Below are 17,702 nucleotides of genomic sequence, written 5' to 3' on the forward strand. Positions count from 1 at the left end.
CAAATAAAAGGCCGTCTGAAACGATTACAGATCCAATAACAGGCGAGCTGGGTCTTCCAACGCGTCTTTAATGGCTACCAAGGTCAATACAGCTTCGCGGCCGTCGATGATACGGTGGTCGTAAGACAGAGCCAGATACATCATTGGACGGACAACAACTTGACCGTTTTCAACTACAGCGCGCTCTTTAGTGGCGTGCATACCCAAAATCGCAGATTGAGGCGGGTTGATGATCGGGGTGGACATCATAGAACCGAAAGTACCGCCGTTGGTAATACTGAATGTACCGCCGGTCAGATCTTCGATAGCGATTTTGCCGTCTTTTGCTTTTTTCGCGTAATCAACAATTGCTTGTTCGATGTCGGCAATGCTCATTTGGTCGGCATCGCGCAGGATTGGCACAACCAAACCGCGTGGGCTGCCAATTGCGATACCGATGTCGAAGTAGCCATGGTACACGATGTCTTTGCCGTCAACAGAAGCATTCACAACCGGGTATTTTTTCAGGGCGGCAACAGCGGCTTTAACGAAGAAGGACATAAAGCCCAGTTTTACGCCGTGTTCTTTCTCGAATTTATCTTTGTACTTCGCACGCAAGTCCATGATTGGTTTCATGTTGACTTCGTTGAATGTAGTCAGAATGGCGTTTTCTTGTTGAGAAGCCAAGAGGCGTTCTGCAACACGGGCACGCAGGCGGCTCATTGGTACGCGTTCTTCTGGACGTGCGCCGGCAGGAAGTGCAACAGCAGGAGCAGCGGCTGCGGCAGGTTTGGCAGCGGCATTTTGTACGTCTTCTTTCAATACGCGACCGTCACGGCCGGAACCTTGCAATGCGTTCACGTCAACACCGGTCTCGGCAGCCAGTTTGGCGGCAGCAGGCATAGCGGCGTTGTTTTGTGCAGCAGCAGGAGCGGCGGCTGGGGCTGCTTCGGCAGGAGCGGCTGCAGGTGCTTCAGCGGCAGCGGTAGCAGCTGTATCGATACGGGCCAAAACTTGGTCGGCAACAACGGTTTCACCGTCTTGAGCTACGATTTCAACCAATACGCCGGCTTGTGGAGAAGGTACTTCCAAAACCACTTTGTCAGTTTCGATATCGATCAGGATTTCGTCACGGGCAACGGCTTCGCCAACTTTTTTCTTCCATTCCAAGAGCGTGCCTTCAGATACGCTTTCAGACAGCATAGGTACTTTTACATCAATAATCATTTTGTGTCTCCAATGGCCCTTTCAGACGGCCTGTTGTGTGTTTTTAATTCTGCATATGGGTATTCCGCCTGAGCAGACTCAGACGGAATGCTACTTGGTTTACAATGCCAAAGCGTCTTCAACCAATTGTTTCAATTGAGCAATGTGTTTGCTTGAGTAGCCCACTGCAGGTGATGCGCTGCTTGGACGACCGGCATAAGACAGTTTTTGCTCTTCGCTGATAACGTCTTCGATGCGGTGGCGGATTTGGTAGAACGCGCCTTGGTTTTTCGGCTCTTCTTGTGCCCAAACCACAGATTTTGCGTTCGGATATTTCGCCAGCTCAGCTTTAACCTCCTCGTATGGGAATGGATACAGCTGCTCAACGCGGACGATAGCAACATCATCTTCCAGTTTACGCTCGGCACGGCCAGCTTCCAAGTCATAATAAACCTGACCAGCACACAATACTACGCGTTTCACGCTGTCGTTGCTTGCACGTTCTGCGGTATCGCCGATAACCGGACGGAAAGTCGAACCTTCGGTGAAGTTTTCCAGCGGGCTCATTGCACCTTTGAAGCGCAACAGGCGTTTGGACATGAAAATCACCAGCGGTTTGCGGTATGAACCCAAGACTTGACGTTGCAAGAGATGGAACATTTGCGACGCTTCAGACGGCATGATGACTTGCATATTGTTCTCAGAACACAGTTGCAACCAACGTTCCACGCGTGCAGAAGAGTGCTCAGGGCCTTGACCGTCGTAGCCGTGCGGCAGGATGGTGGTCAGGCCGCACAAACGACCCCATTTGGTTTCACCTGAAGACAGGAATTGATCAATAGTCACTTGCGCGCCGTTGGCGAAGTCACCGAATTGAGCTTCCCAAATGGTCAGCTTGTCAGGTGCGGAGCAGGCAAAGCCGTACTCGAACGCCATCACGGCTTCTTCGTTCAAGATAGAGTCGATAACCAGGAACTCGCCCAAGCCTTCGCCCATGTTGCGCAGAGGAACATAAGTACCGTCGTCCCATTTTTCGCGTTTTTGATCGTGCAATACTGCATGACGGTGTGAGAATGTACCGCGGCCGGAGTCCTCACCGGAGATACGCACGCCATGACCTTTGGTCAGCAGGCTTGCGTATGCGAGGGTTTCGGCCATACCCCAGTCGATGGCTTGTTTGCCGGATGCCATGGCTTTACGCGCTTCGATCACACGTTTTGCAGTCGAATGCAGGGCAAAGCCTTCCGGTACGGCGGTGAATTTCTCAGTAAGACGCTCAATGTCGGCGGCAGGCAAACCGGTTTCGATTTTTTCGCGCCAATCTTTGCCTTGGTATTTGCTCCAGTCGATTTGTGTGCGTTGGAAGTTGCTCAAAGTTGTTTGTTCAACATGTTCGCCTTTGTCCAAAGCATCACGGTAGGCTTGGATGTAACCGTCAGCCTCAGCTTGGGTTACCACGCCTTCGGCAATCAGTTGTTCGGTGTACAAAGCACGCGCACCCGGGTGTTGCGATACTTTTTTGTACATCATCGGTTGGGTCAGGGTTGGATCATCGCCCTCGTTGTGGCCCCATTTACGGTAGCAGACAACGTCGACCACGATGTCTTTATGGAATTTTTTGCGGTAATCCAAAGCGGCTTGGATAGCAAAGCAAACGCGTTCAGGGTCATCGCCGTTCACGTGGATAACCGGAGCGGAAACCATTTTCGCGATATCGGTACAGTGTACGGTAGAACGGGTATCGCGGGTATCGGAAGTGGTAAAGCCGATTTGGTTGTTGATCACGATGTGAACAGTACCGCCGGTGGTATAGCCGCGTGTTTTAGACAGGTTGAATGTTGCTTGGTTAACACCCAAACCGATAAATGCGGAGTCACCGTGAATCAATACCGGCAAGACTTTATCGCGGCCGTTTTCGCCCAAACGTTTTTGTTTGGCGCGTGCAGAACCTTCTACTACTGGGTTAACGATTTCCAAGTGTGACGGGTTGAATGCCAAAGAAACGTGCATCGGGCCGTGCGGCGTAGCAATGTCGGAGCTAAAGCCCATGTGGTATTTCACGTCACCGCTAGGCAATTTGATTTCAGCACGGCCTTCAAATTCGGCAAACAGATCAGCCGGTTTTTTGCCCAAAATGTTAACCAAAACATTCAGACGGCCACGGTGTGCCATACCGATGATGACTTCTTCCACGCCGTCTTTACCGGCGTTTTGAATCAGGTAGTTCAAACCGGCAATCGCGCTTTCGCCGCCTTCTACACCAAAGCGTTTTTGGCCGACATATTTGGTATGCAGGTAGCGTTCCAGAGTTTCGGCGGCAGTCATTTCTTTCAAGATACGGCGTTTTTGTTCAACGTTGTAGCTTGGCGTAGACAGTACGCTTTCAAAATAATTGCGAACCCAGCGACGCTCTTCGGTATTTGGAATGTAGATGTACTCTACCGCGATATGGCCGCAGTAGGTTTGTTTGAGGTTACTGATGATTTGGGACAGAGGCAGTTTGCTCTGACCGGAAAAATCGCCCTCGCCCATATTGAACTGAAGCGCCATATCGGCATCTGACAGACCGTGGAATTTAGGATCGAGAGCTTCGATATTTTGAGGAGGAATACGTTTGAGCGGATCAAGTTGGGCTGCACCCACGCCTTGGATACGATAGGCAGAAATCAGTCGCAAAACGCTGACTTGCTTTTTCATCATTGCCTCATCCACACCGCCTGCGACGGCTGCGGCAATTTTCTTTTTAGCCAAAGTGGCAAATGATTCACGAATCGGTGTATGGGCAACATCGACAGCGACTGCGCCCGGCTGTTTACTCAAATCGGTAAAGTACTGTTTCCATTTTTCATCGACAGATTCCGGATTATCCAGAAACTTTTCATACAACTCCTCGATGTATGGCGCATTAGAACCAAACAGATAAGAGAAATTGAGTTTTTCGTCCATCATGGCGTGAGCTCTTTTCTTTAAAATATAAACAAAGGGTAGAATCCCGTGTTCTCCGAACGGAATTCAGGCCGTCTGAAATGACACTTTATTCTACCCTATTTCAAATCAAATTACCTGCTATCAACTTAATTAATTACGACCAACCTCATTGAAAACGGCAATTCGATTTTTTCAAACGACTTTTCAACAATATATTAATGTATTATCTATTAGCGTTTATCTACCGGAACGTAATCGCGACGTTCTGCACCGGTATACAGTTGACGTGGGCGACCGATTTTCAGTGCTGGATCGCTAATCATTTCATGCCAATGAGAAATCCAACCTACACTGCGCGACAATGCGAAGATAACGGTAAACATTTCAGTTGGAATGCCCAATGCGGACAAGACGATACCGGAGTAGAAATCGACATTTGGATACAGCTTGCGCTCAACAAAGAATGGATCTTTCAGTGCAATTTGTTCCAATTCCATCGCCAGCTTGAATTTAGGACTGTCTTCCAAGCCCAATTCTTTCAAGACTTCATAACAGGTTTCGCGCATGATGTTGGCTCGTGGGTCCATATTGCGGTATACGCGGTGACCAAAGCCCATCAGACGGTATTTGCGTTGTTTCACACCTTCCATGTATGCAGCAACATTAGACACATCGCCGATTTCGTCCAGCATCTTCAACACAGCTTCGTTTGCACCGCCGTGTGAGGCACCCCACAGACAGGCGATACCGGCAGCGATACAGGCAAATGGATTTGCACCAGAAGAGCCGGCCAAACGTACAGTCGAAGTAGAGGCGTTTTGCTCGTGGTCGGCATGCAAAATAAAGATGCGGTCAAGCGCGCGAGCCAATACTGGATTAGGTTTGTATTCTTCACATGGTGTTGCGAACATCATGTGCAAGAAGTTTTCAGCATAGGAAAGGTTATTTTTTGGATAATTGAACGGCAGACCGTTGGAATAACGGTAACACATTGCCGCAATTGTCGGAATTTTGGAGATTAAGCGGTAAATTGCAATTTTGCGGTGTTCAGGATTGGTAATATCCAAGCTGTCTTGATAAAACGCAGACAGCGCGCCAACCACACCCACCATCATCGCCATCGGATGCGCATCGCGACGGAAACCGCGGAAGAACCAAGTCAGCTGTTCATGCAGCATAGTATGGCGACCCACTGTGGCATCAAATTCTTTTTTCTGTTCAGAGGTAGGCAGTTCGCCGTAAATCAACAGATAGCAAACTTCCAAGTAATCGGATTTTTCGGCCAGCTGCTCGATAGGATAACCACGGTAATACAACAGACCTTCATCGCCATCAATATAAGTGATTTTGGATTCGCAACTTGCAGTTGACACGAATCCGGGGTCGAAGGAAAACAGACCTGTATTTTTAGTCAAAGTACGAATATCAACCACATCATGGCCGATACTTGCTTCCAATACTGGCAGTTCCAAGGTCTCTTGATTTGGGGTGGTGAGCTTGACTGATTTAGACATTCTTAAACTCCTTTGTAAGTTGGGGCTTTCGTTGCCGCCCAAGCGGCACGGTCCTTTTTTTCAGACGGCCTCAGTATGGAAAGAGCTTGTTCGGATCGGCATCGCAAACAAGCTCTATAACACGTCATGCCTGTCTGATTTTTTCAAGCATGGGAATCAGGTGTTTCTTGTCCGTCGCCGAATGTCCGTTAATCAAGGCAAGCAACTCTTGGTCTTGAAATTCGAGGATTTCGGAAAATTCGGACAACTCCTGATCACTCAGGTGCTCGAATTCTTTTTCCATAAACCTACCAAAGATTAAGTCTAATTCCAACAATCCCCGGCGGGTTTGAAAACGGATTTTCCGTTTGGCAATATCGTCAAAAACCATCATTTCTTAAACGGCTCGTTTCAACATAATCTCTTTAATCTTACCGATGGCTCGGGTCGGATTCAAGTGTTTAGGACATACGTCTACGCAGTTCATAATGGTGTGACAACGGAACAAACGGTATGGGTCGTTCAAATTGTCCAAACGCTCATTAGTGATGGTATCGCGGCTGTCCGCAATGAAGCGGTAAGCATTCAGCAAACCGGACGGACCGACGAATTTATCAGGATTCCACCAGAATGACGGGCAGGCAGTCGAGCAGCAGGCACACAAAATACATTCGTACAAACCGTCCAACTCTTTACGCTCTTCCTGAGTTTGCAAACGCTCTTTGTCCGCATCAATCGGATTGTCGTTGACAACATAAGGTTTGATGGAATGATACTGTTTGAAGAATTGGGTCATGTCCACAATCAGGTCGCGGATAACAGGCAGACCCGGCAAAGGACGGATTTTGACCGGCTGTTTCAGGCTGCGCAAATCAGTCAGACATGCCAAGCCGTTTTTACCGTTGATGTTCATACCGTCAGAACCGCAAATACCTTCGCGGCAAGAACGGCGGAAAGACAATGTATCGTCTTGTGCTTTCAGGCGCACTAAAGCGTCCAAAAGCTTAACGTCGGTTGGTTCCAATTCCAACTCGTAACGTTGCATATAAGGTTTGGCATCAACGTCCGGGTTGTAACGGTAAATTTCAAAACTCATTTTTTCCATGAGAAGTGTTCCTTTTCTCATAAACTGCTCAATGATTTTGTATTATGAATTCAAGCAGTTCAATGTGGGTATGGTTAGGTTTCAGACGGCCTTTAAGGTAAAGGCCGTCTGAAAACTCATCAATAAACGCGTTTAGCCGGTTTGATGTATTCCACGCTCAAAGGCTTGGTATGTACCGGTTTGTAAGACAAAGTATTGGTATCTGAATGATACAGGGTATGTTTCATCCAGTTTTCGTCATCGCGCTCAGGATGGTCGTCTGAAGCGTGTGCGCCACGCGATTCTTTACGTGCTTCGGCAGACACCAAAGTCGCTTTCGCTACTTCAATCAGATTATCCAATTCCAAAGCTTCGATACGCGCGGTATTCCATACTTTGCTCTTGTCTTTGATTTCAGTACGTTTCACGCGCTCGGCAATCTCCATGATTTCTCGAACGCCTTTGCTCAGAATCTCATCGGTACGGAACACACCGGCATGCAGTTGTACGGAGCGTTGCAGTTCGCGACGCAATGCATCAACGTTTTCACCATCGGTTTGGTTGTCCAAACGCTCGATACGTTGGCGGGTCAATTCACCGGCATTAGCAGGCAGAGGTTTCCAGTCGCTTTGCTCTTTGATGAATTTAATCATACTGTCGCCGGCAGCTTTACCGAATACCACCAAGTCCAACAGGGAGTTGGTACCCAAGCGGTTCGCACCGTGTACGGAAGCACAAGCGCACTCACCTGCTGCATACAGGCCTTTTACAGGCACTTCGTAATCTTCACCTTGCGGAACAACAACTTCGCCGTGGTAGTTGGTCGGAATACCGCCCATCATGTAGTGGGTAGTCGGCACAACAGGAATCGGGTCTTTAATCGGGTCAATACCAGCAAACTGAATGGAAATCTCGCGGATGCCCGGCAGTTTTTCCATAATTTTTTCTGCACCGATATGGTCAATTTTCAGCAATACGTGGTCTTTGTTTTTACCGCAGCCGCGACCTTCGTAGATTTCCATCGCCATCGCACGGGAAACCACGTCACGGGAAGCCAAGTCTTTTACGGTTGGAGCGTAACGTTCCATAAAGCGTTCGCCGTCGGCATTTAACAGAATACCGCCCTCACCGCGTACACCCTCGGTGATCAATACACCGGCACCGGCTACACCGGTCGGGTGGAATTGCCAGAATTCCATGTCTTCCAACGGAATACCTGCACGGGCACAAATGCCCAAACCATCACCGGTATTCATATAAGCATTGGTAGAAGAAGCATAAATACGACCGCCACCACCGGTAGCAAACATCACAGCTTTAGCGTGGAAAATATAAACTTCGCCGGTTTCCATTTCCATGGCGGTTACACCGACGACGTCGCCGTTTTCATCACGAATCAAATCTTGCGCCGTCCACTCCACAAAGAATTGTGTATTGGCACGGACGTTTTGTTGGTACAAAGTATGCAACATCGCATGGCCGGTACGGTCGGCAACTGCACATGCACGTTCTACCGCACGTTTACCGTGTTCGGCAGTATGACCGCCGAAAGGACGTTGGTAGATTTTGCCACTTTCCACACGGTCAAAAGGCATACCCATGTGCTCCAACTCAATTACGGCTTCAGGCGCGGCGCGACACATAAACTCAATCGCATCTTGGTCACCCAACCAGTCGGAACCTTTTACGGTATCGTACATGTGCCAATCCCAACGGTCTTCCTGCACATTACCCAATGAAGCAGAAATACCACCTTGAGCCGCTACAGTATGAGAACGGGTTGGGAACACTTTAGACAAAACAGCACAATTCAGGCCGGATTTAGACAATTGGAGGGCTGCGCGTAAACCTGCACCACCACCGCCAACAATCACGGCATCAAACTTGCGAACAGGAAAACTCATATTTACCCCCAAATTACTTTAACTGAATACACCAAGCAGCCTACCAACCAAACGATGGTGGCAACTTGTAAAAACAAACGCAGGCCGAAAGGCTTAATGTAGTCCATCCACAAATCGCGGATACCTACCCATGCATGCAGGAATACGGCCAAGAAGCTCACTTGGGTAAATACTTTTACCCAAGTTTGATCAAAAAATGCCTGCCATGCCGAATACTCTTTAGGTAACGTAAACAAAACAACCAAAAGAACCACGGTGTACACCAACATGATGACCGCAGTTGCACGTTGCATTGCCCAATCGCGCAAACCGTAATGCGCACCTGTCAATTTACGTTCTACCATAACAAAGCTCCCAAAACGACGGTCAGAATCAAAGCAGAAGCAAATACAACTTTAGCAGTAGCACGGGCAGTATTTAATTCCAAGCCTTTGTGTACATCCAAAAACAGAAAGCGGATACCGGCGAAAAAGTGGTGCAGATATGCCCACAACAGACCGATAAGGATCAGCTTCACAAACGGATTGGAGATAGCAGAACGATATGCTTCAAACGACGCTTCGCGATCCAGCGTTCCAGAGAAGAAATACAAGAGAACAGGCAGCATCACAAACAAGCCGACGCCGCTGATACGGTGAAGAATAGATACAATCCCCGGTATGGGCAATCGGATATTCGGAATTTCCAAAAATACCGGGCGTGATTTGGCGGACATGGTCAGTTCCTCTAGATTTATTATCAGCTCAAAACCTATAGCTCAGCACTACAATAAGCTACATAAACCATAATTTACCTGTTTTATCTCATTTTGAACAGTGCAATTTATGAATGCTCTAATGATTTTTACCAAAAGACTAATAAAATCAAACAATCATTCTTAGATTTTTTTTTGCGTGGCTAGCCTTTTTTGTTACTTTCCTGCAATTAAGCCATCTCCCCATCAAAGCACTTACGATAACATCATTATTGTTTGAGAATTGTATCTATTGTGAGATAAATTCTCACTCTTGATACCTAATCTTTACAAAGGCATAAGCCATTCTTAACTTATTATCATTGCATTATCACCACTACTCTTACATAGTTATACATTCAAAGACATTTCATCTATCCCTAGATGGATTAAAATACAGTGAAATACCAACAATGTTTCCATACCTTATAAGGAAGCTGCATCATGACACACTCCCCTCATCAAAACACACCCGATCCGAAAGACTACATCCCTTCCTTCCGCCGTCGAAACTTAGACACATCCAGCTTTATGAAAAAACTCGGACGCTTTGCCGGCCGTCTGGGCAAACCTGTCGTCCGTCAACTTTATGCACTTTATTACCTTTGGGAATCCGAACACACGCCCAAACGGGCCAAAATGATTATTGTCGGCGCACTGGTTTATTTCCTCAGCCCTATCGACAGCATTCCCGACCTTCTGATTCCATTTGGCTTCAGCGATGACATTGCCGTCATTGCGCTGGTTTATTCTCAGATGAAAAACTATCTGACCGAAGATATTCAAGAAAAAGCCCGTCAAGCGGCTGACAAGCTGTTTGGTTCTTAACAACATGCACCGACCACAAGTCGGACACACTTTTTCTTCAAATACACCTAAATCGCCTATGAAAAACCACTCTGCACTTTCAGCCTACCTTAACAACAGCCAGGGTAAATCCCTGACCTTAGCTCTCACAGTGTAAGAATTTCACTTCGAAAAACCTTATAGGTTTATTACTGGCGATATCGTGCACCACTAGAACAGACAGACTTGTGTTGCATCGGCAAACAACGTTTACAATACAGCAAAATAAAAGGCCGTCTGAAACCTAAAATCTAGATTTCAGACGGCCTTTTCTCCATCATATCTCAACTTATGATGACTTCCTATTTTTTTGAACCTTCTTAGAATACAAATAGTCAATAATAATCCCACATGAAACAACGAAATATATACCTGAAATAAACATATACAGCATAGTCATCAAACCCTGCCCCATATCTCCGCAACAGGGAGGCGTAGAAGACATCCAATACAAATACAGATATACTCCATTAATAATCGATGTAATCGCAAGAGAAGTAAAAATATATCTCTTGAAACAAAAATAGGGTAGGCATAAAAAAAACTGCAATAACAGACTCAATCCTGCAATTTCTACAGCCTCTCTTGACTCATTCGCTCCTAAATCAAAATATTTCGACCATGCATAAGACCATATAACCATAACGACTGAAATAAAAACAGCCGTAGTCAATAAATAGAAAAAACGCTGTTGTTTGTTTTGAAATTTTAAAAACATAATATTAAATAGAATTCAACGACACACATACATATAAAAAGAAGGCCGTCTGAATATTCAGATGGCCTTCTCGGTTTATGACTTTTTTATTTCAAAGGCTGCATACCCATAACTTCCATCAGGAAGTTGGTAAACGCAGGATTGCTTGGCTTGGTATCCATGTTTTTCCAACGTTGCTGCCAACCGCGCAAAGCACCTTGGATGTACTGTTTGGATTGCTCGGTAGTAATTTCACCACGTTGGCTGTCAACGGCAGAACGCAGATAAACTTCGTACATACTGTCATCGACAGAGTTGCGTCCCACTTGTTGGATACGGAAGCGGTTCAAATATTGTGCAGCCTGAACTTTGGTCAGACTACCTTGGCTCACTTGGGTACTCAAGCGACGTGCTTCATCATGAATCTTGGAAACATCTGCCCAATGCGAAGGAGCCAAATGATAACCGCTGGCTGAAACTTGTGAATCAGCCTTAGGCTTTTTGACATTGGTTGGTCGAACTGGCACTTCTTTCAATGTTGGAACATAAATCGATTCACAACCGGCAAGTACCGCTACGGCAAGGATAGGAAGAATGTATTTTTTCATAATGCGCATTATAAGCATGATTCGTTGAAGAAACCAACTTTTGAATAACGGTATTTAAAACAGATTAACTGAATTACAACAGATTTCATACGATATCTCAAGCCCATACGCAAAAAAGGCCGTCTGAAAACGGCCTTTTAACAACAATCCTATATTATGCCAAATCGGCAAACAGAGGCGTAGAAAGATAGCGTTCGCCATACGATGGCAACAAGACAACAATCAGCTTGCCTTCGTTTTCAGGTTTTTTGGCCAATTGCAATGCGCTCCATACCGCAGCACCGGAAGAAATGCCTACCAAAATGCCTTCTTTTTCAGCCATAGCGCGCGCAGTTTCAAACGCTGCCTCGTTAGGTACTTTGGAAATGCTGTCGTAAACAGTCGTATTCAAAACGCTGGGGATAAAGCCTGCACCCAAACCTTGAATCGGATGCGGTCCTTTCTCGCCACCGCTCAATACTGGGGAAGCTTCAGGCTCGACAGCCACGATTTGAACTTCGGGTTTGTATTTTTTCAACACTTCGCCCACGCCGGTAATTGTACCGCCCGTACCTACACCGGCCACGAAAATATCAACTTGGCCGTCTGTATCACGCCAAATTTCTTCGGCAGTGGTTTTGCGGTGAACTTCAGGATTAGCCTCGTTATCAAATTGGCGCGGCATAAAGTAAGTATCTGGATGTTCGTCCACCAAAGACTGGGCTTTAGCGATAGCGCCTGCCATACCTTCGGCAGCCGGTGTCAAAATCAGCTCTGCACCGAATGCACGCAACAGCATTTTGCGTTCTTTACTCATGCTTTCAGGCATAGTAATCGCCAATTTATAACCGCGGGCCGCACACACCATTGCCAAACCGATACCGGTATTACCGCTGGTCGCCTCAACGATAACGGTATCTTTATTGATTTTACCGGCTTGCTCGGCCGCTTCAATCATGGCTTCGGCAATACGGTCTTTTACGCTGCTGCCCGGATTGAAAAATTCAAGTTTAACGGCGATTTGTGCTTTTAAACCTTCGGTCAGGCGGTTCAGTTTCACCAGAGGTGTGTTGCCGATCAGCTCGGTAATATTATTTGCAATTTTCATTTCCTGCTCCTGATTTAGATGTAATACAGCCTGCATATTAAACTCAGGCCGTCTGAAAAACCAATATCGAAAATTTCTTTCTTTATAACTTTTGGTTCAAGCGCGGTCAATATCCACTTCGCTCAAAAATCAATGCAACAGCAACCACAGCCTGCATCACGACGGCAACCATCCAGCCTGCCCACATCTGCCGCATACTGAAAAGAGAGGCAGGCTGCTTGCAAACAACCACACGGTGCAGATAAAACACCAGCATCAACACGCCCTGCAATGCAAACCAATAAATGGGTTTCAAAGCATAAATTTTCAGCAAGGCCGCCCATGCAAAAACCGAGCCTGCCAGCGGCAAGATGAAATAAACCACGCCTGCCAAGAAAACAAAAGCCAAAGTCATGACGACATTGGAAACCGCAAATAAGGTCAAACCGGCATATTCGCCTGCCGACCAAAACTTTTTGTCTTCCGTTTTACTGCAGTCATCGATAAAGAAGAAAATACTGGCGATTGTCAGATAAAAATGAGGGATGAACAAAGGGCCTGTATGCGTAAAGCCCCACATTCCAGGCAACAAGCGTGCGCCCAGTGCCGAAATCCCCAGCCACAACAACACCGTAGCCCAAAGCCATTGAAACCGCTGTGCGCGAAAAATAAATGCCAACGATACCGCAGCATACGCGACGGCAAACCAAAAATCCAAAGAAACCATCATGAATACTGCAACTCGCCTTCAAAAACGGTTTCAGCAGGGCCGGTCATTTGCACATCGCCGCCTTCTTCCCAACTGATAAACAGTTCGCCCCCAGGCAGAGTAACACGCACAGGCGCACCCGCTTTCAGCAAGCCATTGCGCACGCCTGCCACCACGGCCGCACACGCTCCAGTGCCGCAAGCCTGAGTTTCCCCCACCCCGCGTTCAAACACGCGCAGGCGGACTGACAACTCATCTTCAACCTGCAAAAAGCCGACATTGACCCGTTCAGGAAACTGCTCGTGCGATTCAATAGCGCCGCCCCAATGCTCCACCGGTGCGGTTTCAACATTATCAACCAAAATTACCGCATGCGGATTACCCATATTCACACAGCTTACCGGTACAGACTCCAAACCGACCAAGACAATATGTGTCAGCGCATCTTCATTTTCACCATGTGCAGGCACAAACGGAATTTCAGACGGCATGAAACGCGGTTTACCCATATTGACGGTAACCAAACCGTTATCCAACAGCTTCGGCACAATAATCCCTTTGGCCGTTTCAACCAAAATTTCCGTTTTATCCGTCAAACCCTTATCCGCGACAAAACGCGCAAAACAACGCGCACCATTGCCGCACTGCTCTACTTCCCGACCATCCGCATTGAAAATACGATACCGAAAATCGACCGCATCAGAAGAAGGCTTCTCCACCACCAAAAACTGATCAAATCCCACGCCGCGATAGCGGTCTGCCCATTGGGCAAGCGGCACAGCCAACGGATCAAAGTCCTGCTCGATGGCATTGACCACCATAAAATCATTGCCCAAGCCGTGCATCTTCGTAAATTTTAAAGTTTTCATTATTCATTCACATTCTTATTAAATCATTATTCCGGCACATTCTACACCAGAATGATATATCCGTTTCTATCTTGTTTTTCAGACGGCATTGCGTCCTTTTACCAATACTAACACCAGCCACCCCGCAAAAATACTATACTTCCAACATTACAAACATTTCTTATTACAAGGATACACATTATGAAAAAAGTTCTCTTACCTGTCCTTTTGGCCGCTTCACTCAGCGCATGTACAGTCGGCACGCCAGGTGTTTCCGTCGGCTTAGGTGTCGGCACCGGCATCGGCCGCCACGTCGGCCTGGGTACATCCATCAACATCCCTGTCGGCTTGGATAAAACCAAAACCACCAAAGGCACGGATTCAGACGGCATCCGTATCTCAGAAGAACAAATCGTGACCTATTTTGATGCACACGGCACACCCAGCAACAGCGCAGTCAAAGGCGGCTTCCATCGCCAACTGATCAGCAAACGCAACAACGAATACGTCGTCCAAGACTTTTACAGCGACAACAGCCAAAAACGCACGGACCCCTACGTCCTCAGCCGCAACCAGCTGATGCAGTTCCGCGCCACGCCAAGCAACGGCTCGCTGACCACTTACGCCTACAACGGCACCGTGATGCAGCAGCAAGTGTTCCAAAACGGCAAATTGGTTAACGCCAAATACTAAAGGCCGTCTGAAACGGCTGAAAGCCTGTGAAACTTGATTACAAAATATTTTTAACATTCAAACATTTGAAATATTTTGCACCATTTTCTTGAAAATATGGATTGACACATTTTTTCCAGCCATTATAATACGCCCCATTCCCCGATAGCTCAGTCGGTAGAGCGACGGACTGTTAATCCGCAGGTCCCTGGTTCGAGCCCAGGTCGGGGAGCCAAATTTTAAAAGCCTGAACTTCTGTTCAGGCTTTTTTACATCAATAAAGAACGATTGTTCTTCCCCAAAGAAAGCCCTGAATCCTCATAATAAAAAAGGCCATCTGAAACCCAAATCTGGCTTCAGACGGCCTTTTATTGATTTTAAATCAACGGAAGAAATCGCCCATGCCTGCTGGCAGGCCTTGGGTGAATGCGCCCATGGTTTTATTGGTGGTTTCTTCGGCTTTTTCAGAAGTGGCATTGATGGCGGCCAATACCAAATCTTCCAGCATTTCTTTATCGTCAGCAGCCTCTTGAATCAAATCAGGGCTGATTTCAAGTTTGCGGACAACGTGGGAACAGGTCATCACGACTTTCACCAAACCATTGCCTGCTTCACCTTCAACTTCGGTTTCAGCCAACTTGGCTTGTGCCTTTTTCATGTTTTCCTGCATTTGTTGGGCCTGTTTCATCAGGCCGCCTAATCCGGCTTTTCCAAACATGTTTTACTCCTATGGGTTTGAATAAATGGGTTTCACTCGTGCCGTCTGAAAACGCTATTGCCTTTCAGACGGCCTTGTATATCAGTATGTTAAGAATGTCCTGCCAATTCTAAAGAATCCGGCAGCCATTGCGCTTCAAAGGTTTGCAAGATTTTCTGCGCCGTCGTATCCGCTTCCAGCAAATCTTGCGCCTGCTGCCGCCCTTCTTCTTGAATACGTTTACGGCGCATCACCGGCGTTTCCCAGCCTTTATCATCTTGCCAAGGCTCGGTTTGCAGCCTTAAATTGCCAAGATGATAGGCCTCGCTCAACGTCTGGCAGATTTTATCCAAGCGCTCTTTATTGGCAGTGGCTTTGGCCTCATCCGTCAACGACAGCATGATTAAACCTGCTTCCGCATCATAACTCGTCCATGCCGCATTTTGCGCCAACATCTGCGCCGCGCCTAATTTACGGGCGAAGCGTTCGATAATGCTATGCCAATTCTCTGTTTTAAACTCAGGCAAGGGAGCGAACTGAAGCTCTTCTTCATCTCCCTCCTCTTCTTCAGACTCAGCAGATGCAACCGGCTGCGGTACTTCCATTACATCAGCACGGTGTGAATCTTCATATGCATATGCTTCATCAAAATACGGAGGCGGAATTTCCTCATCCATGTGCGGATATGTTTCCGGCTCAGGGGGCGTCTGAACTTTTGCAACAGGCAATGGTTCCGCAGTTTCTTGCTTCTGCGTCGCTTGAATTTGAGGCGGCTCAGCCGATACGTGGCTCGGCATTTCCTCCCAAGGCGGTACATCCGCCTGTTGTTGCTGAACAAGCTGAACTGTTTCTTCAGACGGCCTTTCAACGGTATCTTGTTTGCTCGGAACAGCCTCTTTCTCAACCGCCGATGCTGCTATCGGCTCAGATTTCGGCAGCTGAAAAGGCTTTTTTTCAGCCTCAGCTTTCTGATGGTCGGAATGCAAATCCGTGTGTTCAATCTGACTTTGCGTATCGCAACCCGAAGCGGCCAACGGCGCAAATGCAAGCATGCGCAAAAGCGTCATGACAAAACCGGCATATTCGTCCGGAGCCAGCGGCAAATCCTGTTTGCCATGAATAGCACATTGATAATAAAGCTGAATCTGCTCGCCACTCAAGGCCTGACTTAAACGAAGCAAGGTTTCACGTTCAGGGTCGTCATTTGCCAAGGCGGAAGGAATGGTTTGAATCAAAGCCAAACGCTGCAACAGCATGGCCAACTCTGCCAATGCGCTGTCAAAACCAATCGCTCTGGCGGACATTTCCTGAGCTTTTTCCAGCAAGGCCTCACCGTTTTGATTGATGATTCCTTCAAGCAATTCAAACAAGTATTGTTTATCGACCGCTCCGATCATCTGGCGGACATCTTGTTCGGCCACTTTACCCGAACCCATGGCAATCGCCTGATCCAAAAGGCTCAACGCATCGCGCATCGAGCCGGCGGCGGCACGCCCTAAAAGCTGCAAGGCCTGCGGCTGATAAGGAACGTTTTCACGGTCCAAAACATGTGCCAAATGCTCTGCAACCTGCTGGGTTGTCATGTTGCGCAAAACAAACTGCAAACAGCGGCTCAATACGGTAATGGGGACTTTGTGCGGATCGGTGGTCGCTAAAATAAATTTGACATGTTCAGGTGGCTCTTCCAAAGTCTTCAGCATGGCATTGAACGCGCTTTTGGAAAGCATATGCACTTCGTCGATGATATAGACTTTGTATTTACCCGCTGTCGGCGCATATTGCGCGTTTTCCAACACTTCGCGGATATTGTCGATACCGGTATTTGATGCCGCGTCGATTTCCAATAAATCCACATAACGACCGCTGTCGATTTGCGTACAGCTCTCACACTGACCGCACGGCTCGCCATGCACGGCATTTTCGCAGTTCAGGCTCTTGGCCAAAATCCTGGCAATCGTGGTCTTACCCACACCGCGTGTCCCTGTCAGCAGATAGGCATGGTGCAGACGGCCTTCGTCCAGCGCATTGCGCAGGGCTTTGACGACGTGTTCCTGACCGACCAAATCGGCAAAGGTTTTCGGGCGCCATTTTCGTGCAAGAACTTGATAAGCCATGTTGTTTCTCTACGGGAAATAAATTGGAAGGCCGTCTGAAAAGAATGATCCGCTTTTCAGACAGCCTCAGAAAATGGCATATATTCTAGCATTTTTTTGATTTTTATTAAGGATTTTC

General features: G+C 47.3%; 16 protein-coding genes and 1 tRNA gene. 3 read left to right on the forward strand and 14 right to left on the reverse strand.

Annotated features, from left to right (window positions below; genetic code table 11):
• Positions 1–24: 24 nt before the first annotated feature.
• From odhB to sdhC, 8 genes are all read right to left on the reverse strand, one after another.
• Positions 25–1,206, reverse strand: coding sequence for a 2-oxoglutarate dehydrogenase complex dihydrolipoyllysine-residue succinyltransferase (gene odhB / locus CYJ98_RS06825; RefSeq protein WP_063075931.1), 1,182 nt, complete (start codon positions 1,204–1,206; stop codon positions 25–27).
• 99 nt (positions 1,207–1,305) lie between these two features.
• Positions 1,306–4,134: a 2-oxoglutarate dehydrogenase E1 component gene (locus CYJ98_RS06830; protein ID WP_101755268.1), complete on the reverse strand. Its 2,829-nt coding sequence runs from the start codon at positions 4,132–4,134 to the stop codon at positions 1,306–1,308.
• Positions 4,135–4,343: 209 nt separating this feature from the next.
• A complete protein-coding gene (gene gltA, locus CYJ98_RS06835; RefSeq protein WP_063068027.1) occupies positions 4,344–5,627 on the reverse strand; it encodes a citrate synthase in 1,284 nt (427 codons plus the stop codon).
• 124 nt (positions 5,628–5,751) lie between these two features.
• Positions 5,752–6,000 (reverse strand): succinate dehydrogenase assembly factor 2, encoded by a 249-nt coding sequence (locus CYJ98_RS06840; RefSeq protein ID WP_003678830.1) that lies wholly within the window; start codon positions 5,998–6,000, stop codon positions 5,752–5,754.
• 3 nt (positions 6,001–6,003) lie between these two features.
• Complete coding sequence (locus CYJ98_RS06845; RefSeq protein ID WP_003678833.1) at positions 6,004–6,711, reverse strand: succinate dehydrogenase iron-sulfur subunit; 708 nt, start codon at positions 6,709–6,711, stop codon at positions 6,004–6,006.
• A 119-nt stretch (positions 6,712–6,830) separates the two neighbouring features.
• Positions 6,831–8,594: a succinate dehydrogenase flavoprotein subunit gene (gene sdhA, locus CYJ98_RS06850; protein ID WP_101755267.1), complete on the reverse strand. Its 1,764-nt coding sequence runs from the start codon at positions 8,592–8,594 to the stop codon at positions 6,831–6,833.
• Positions 8,595–8,596: 2 nt separating this feature from the next.
• The gene (sdhD, locus tag CYJ98_RS06855) at positions 8,597–8,938 is read right to left on the reverse strand and encodes a succinate dehydrogenase, hydrophobic membrane anchor protein (RefSeq protein ID WP_003678837.1); all 342 of its coding nucleotides are present in this window, start codon (positions 8,936–8,938) and stop codon (positions 8,597–8,599) included.
• The gene (gene sdhC, locus CYJ98_RS06860) at positions 8,932–9,309 is read right to left on the reverse strand and encodes a succinate dehydrogenase, cytochrome b556 subunit (RefSeq protein ID WP_003686156.1); all 378 of its coding nucleotides are present in this window, start codon (positions 9,307–9,309) and stop codon (positions 8,932–8,934) included. Before sdhC ends, sdhD begins: the two co-directional genes overlap by 7 nt.
• A 462-nt stretch (positions 9,310–9,771) precedes the next feature.
• Between sdhC and CYJ98_RS06865 the strand changes: the two genes are divergently transcribed.
• A complete protein-coding gene (locus CYJ98_RS06865) occupies positions 9,772–10,155 on the forward strand; it encodes a YkvA family protein (RefSeq protein WP_167382854.1) in 384 nt (127 codons plus the stop codon).
• An 822-nt stretch (positions 10,156–10,977) separates the two neighbouring features.
• On the opposite strand, the gene CYJ98_RS06870 is transcribed toward CYJ98_RS06865, so the two are convergent.
• The 4 genes from CYJ98_RS06870 to dapF all read right to left on the reverse strand — a co-directional run bounded on the left by CYJ98_RS06870 (position 10,978) and on the right by dapF (position 14,122).
• Positions 10,978–11,478, reverse strand: a complete 501-nt coding sequence (locus CYJ98_RS06870) for a membrane lipoprotein lipid attachment site-containing protein (RefSeq protein WP_419150071.1) — start codon at positions 11,476–11,478, stop codon at positions 10,978–10,980.
• A 154-nt stretch (positions 11,479–11,632) separates the two neighbouring features.
• Complete coding sequence (cysK, locus tag CYJ98_RS06875; RefSeq protein ID WP_101755264.1) at positions 11,633–12,565, reverse strand: cysteine synthase A; 933 nt, start codon at positions 12,563–12,565, stop codon at positions 11,633–11,635.
• Positions 12,566–12,671: 106 nt separating this feature from the next.
• Positions 12,672–13,274, reverse strand: a complete 603-nt coding sequence (locus CYJ98_RS06880) for a hypothetical protein (protein WP_101755263.1) — start codon at positions 13,272–13,274, stop codon at positions 12,672–12,674.
• Positions 13,271–14,122, reverse strand: coding sequence for a diaminopimelate epimerase (dapF, locus tag CYJ98_RS06885; protein WP_101755262.1), 852 nt, complete (start codon positions 14,120–14,122; stop codon positions 13,271–13,273). The genes CYJ98_RS06880 and dapF overlap by 4 nt, the downstream gene beginning before the upstream one ends.
• Positions 14,123–14,302: 180 nt before the next feature.
• On the opposite strand from dapF, the gene CYJ98_RS06890 reads away from it, so the two are divergent.
• On the forward strand, positions 14,303–14,794 hold the full coding sequence (locus CYJ98_RS06890) for a NemA protein (RefSeq protein WP_101755261.1): 492 nt from the start codon (positions 14,303–14,305) through the stop codon (positions 14,792–14,794).
• Between the two features lie 138 nt (positions 14,795–14,932).
• A tRNA-Asn gene (locus tag CYJ98_RS06895) sits at positions 14,933–15,008 on the forward strand.
• A 147-nt stretch (positions 15,009–15,155) separates the two neighbouring features.
• Here the strand turns inward: CYJ98_RS06895 and CYJ98_RS06900 are convergent.
• On the reverse strand, positions 15,156–15,491 hold the full coding sequence (locus tag CYJ98_RS06900) for a YbaB/EbfC family nucleoid-associated protein (RefSeq protein ID WP_101755260.1): 336 nt from the start codon (positions 15,489–15,491) through the stop codon (positions 15,156–15,158).
• A gap of 89 nt (positions 15,492–15,580) precedes the next feature.
• Positions 15,581–17,584: a DNA polymerase III subunit gamma/tau gene (gene dnaX / locus CYJ98_RS06905; RefSeq protein ID WP_101755259.1), complete on the reverse strand. Its 2,004-nt coding sequence runs from the start codon at positions 17,582–17,584 to the stop codon at positions 15,581–15,583.
• Positions 17,585–17,702 lie beyond the last annotated feature (118 nt).

The sequence above is a fragment of the Neisseria perflava genome (assembly GCF_002863305.2).
GTDB classification, from domain to species: domain Bacteria; phylum Pseudomonadota; class Gammaproteobacteria; order Burkholderiales; family Neisseriaceae; genus Neisseria; species Neisseria perflava_A.

Excerpts from the sequence above, each read along its gene's own strand:
- sdhC (WP_003686156.1), bottom strand. The coding sequence starts at position 9,309 with ATGTCCGCCAAATCACGCCCGGTATTTTTGGAAATTCCGAATATCCGA.
- dapF (WP_101755262.1), bottom strand. The coding sequence starts at position 14,122 with ATGAAAACTTTAAAATTTACGAAGATGCACGGCTTGGGCAATGATTTT.
- CYJ98_RS06830 (WP_101755268.1), bottom strand. The coding sequence starts at position 4,134 with ATGATGGACGAAAAACTCAATTTCTCTTATCTGTTTGGTTCTAATGCG.
- CYJ98_RS06840 (WP_003678830.1), bottom strand. The coding sequence starts at position 6,000 with ATGATGGTTTTTGACGATATTGCCAAACGGAAAATCCGTTTTCAAACC.
- sdhA (WP_101755267.1), bottom strand. The coding sequence starts at position 8,594 with ATGAGTTTTCCTGTTCGCAAGTTTGATGCCGTGATTGTTGGCGGTGGT.
- sdhD (WP_003678837.1), bottom strand. The coding sequence starts at position 8,938 with ATGGTAGAACGTAAATTGACAGGTGCGCATTACGGTTTGCGCGATTGG.
- cysK (WP_101755264.1), bottom strand. The coding sequence starts at position 12,565 with ATGAAAATTGCAAATAATATTACCGAGCTGATCGGCAACACACCTCTG.
- CYJ98_RS06890 (WP_101755261.1), top strand. The coding sequence starts at position 14,303 with ATGAAAAAAGTTCTCTTACCTGTCCTTTTGGCCGCTTCACTCAGCGCA.
- odhB (WP_063075931.1), bottom strand. The coding sequence starts at position 1,206 with ATGATTATTGATGTAAAAGTACCTATGCTGTCTGAAAGCGTATCTGAA.
- CYJ98_RS06865 (WP_167382854.1), top strand. The coding sequence starts at position 9,772 with ATGACACACTCCCCTCATCAAAACACACCCGATCCGAAAGACTACATC.
- CYJ98_RS06880 (WP_101755263.1), bottom strand. The coding sequence starts at position 13,274 with ATGATGGTTTCTTTGGATTTTTGGTTTGCCGTCGCGTATGCTGCGGTA.
- dnaX (WP_101755259.1), bottom strand. The coding sequence starts at position 17,584 with ATGGCTTATCAAGTTCTTGCACGAAAATGGCGCCCGAAAACCTTTGCC.
- gltA (WP_063068027.1), bottom strand. The coding sequence starts at position 5,627 with ATGTCTAAATCAGTCAAGCTCACCACCCCAAATCAAGAGACCTTGGAA.
- CYJ98_RS06870 (WP_419150071.1), bottom strand. The coding sequence starts at position 11,478 with ATGAAAAAATACATTCTTCCTATCCTTGCCGTAGCGGTACTTGCCGGT.
- CYJ98_RS06900 (WP_101755260.1), bottom strand. The coding sequence starts at position 15,491 with ATGTTTGGAAAAGCCGGATTAGGCGGCCTGATGAAACAGGCCCAACAA.
- CYJ98_RS06845 (WP_003678833.1), bottom strand. The coding sequence starts at position 6,711 with ATGGAAAAAATGAGTTTTGAAATTTACCGTTACAACCCGGACGTTGAT.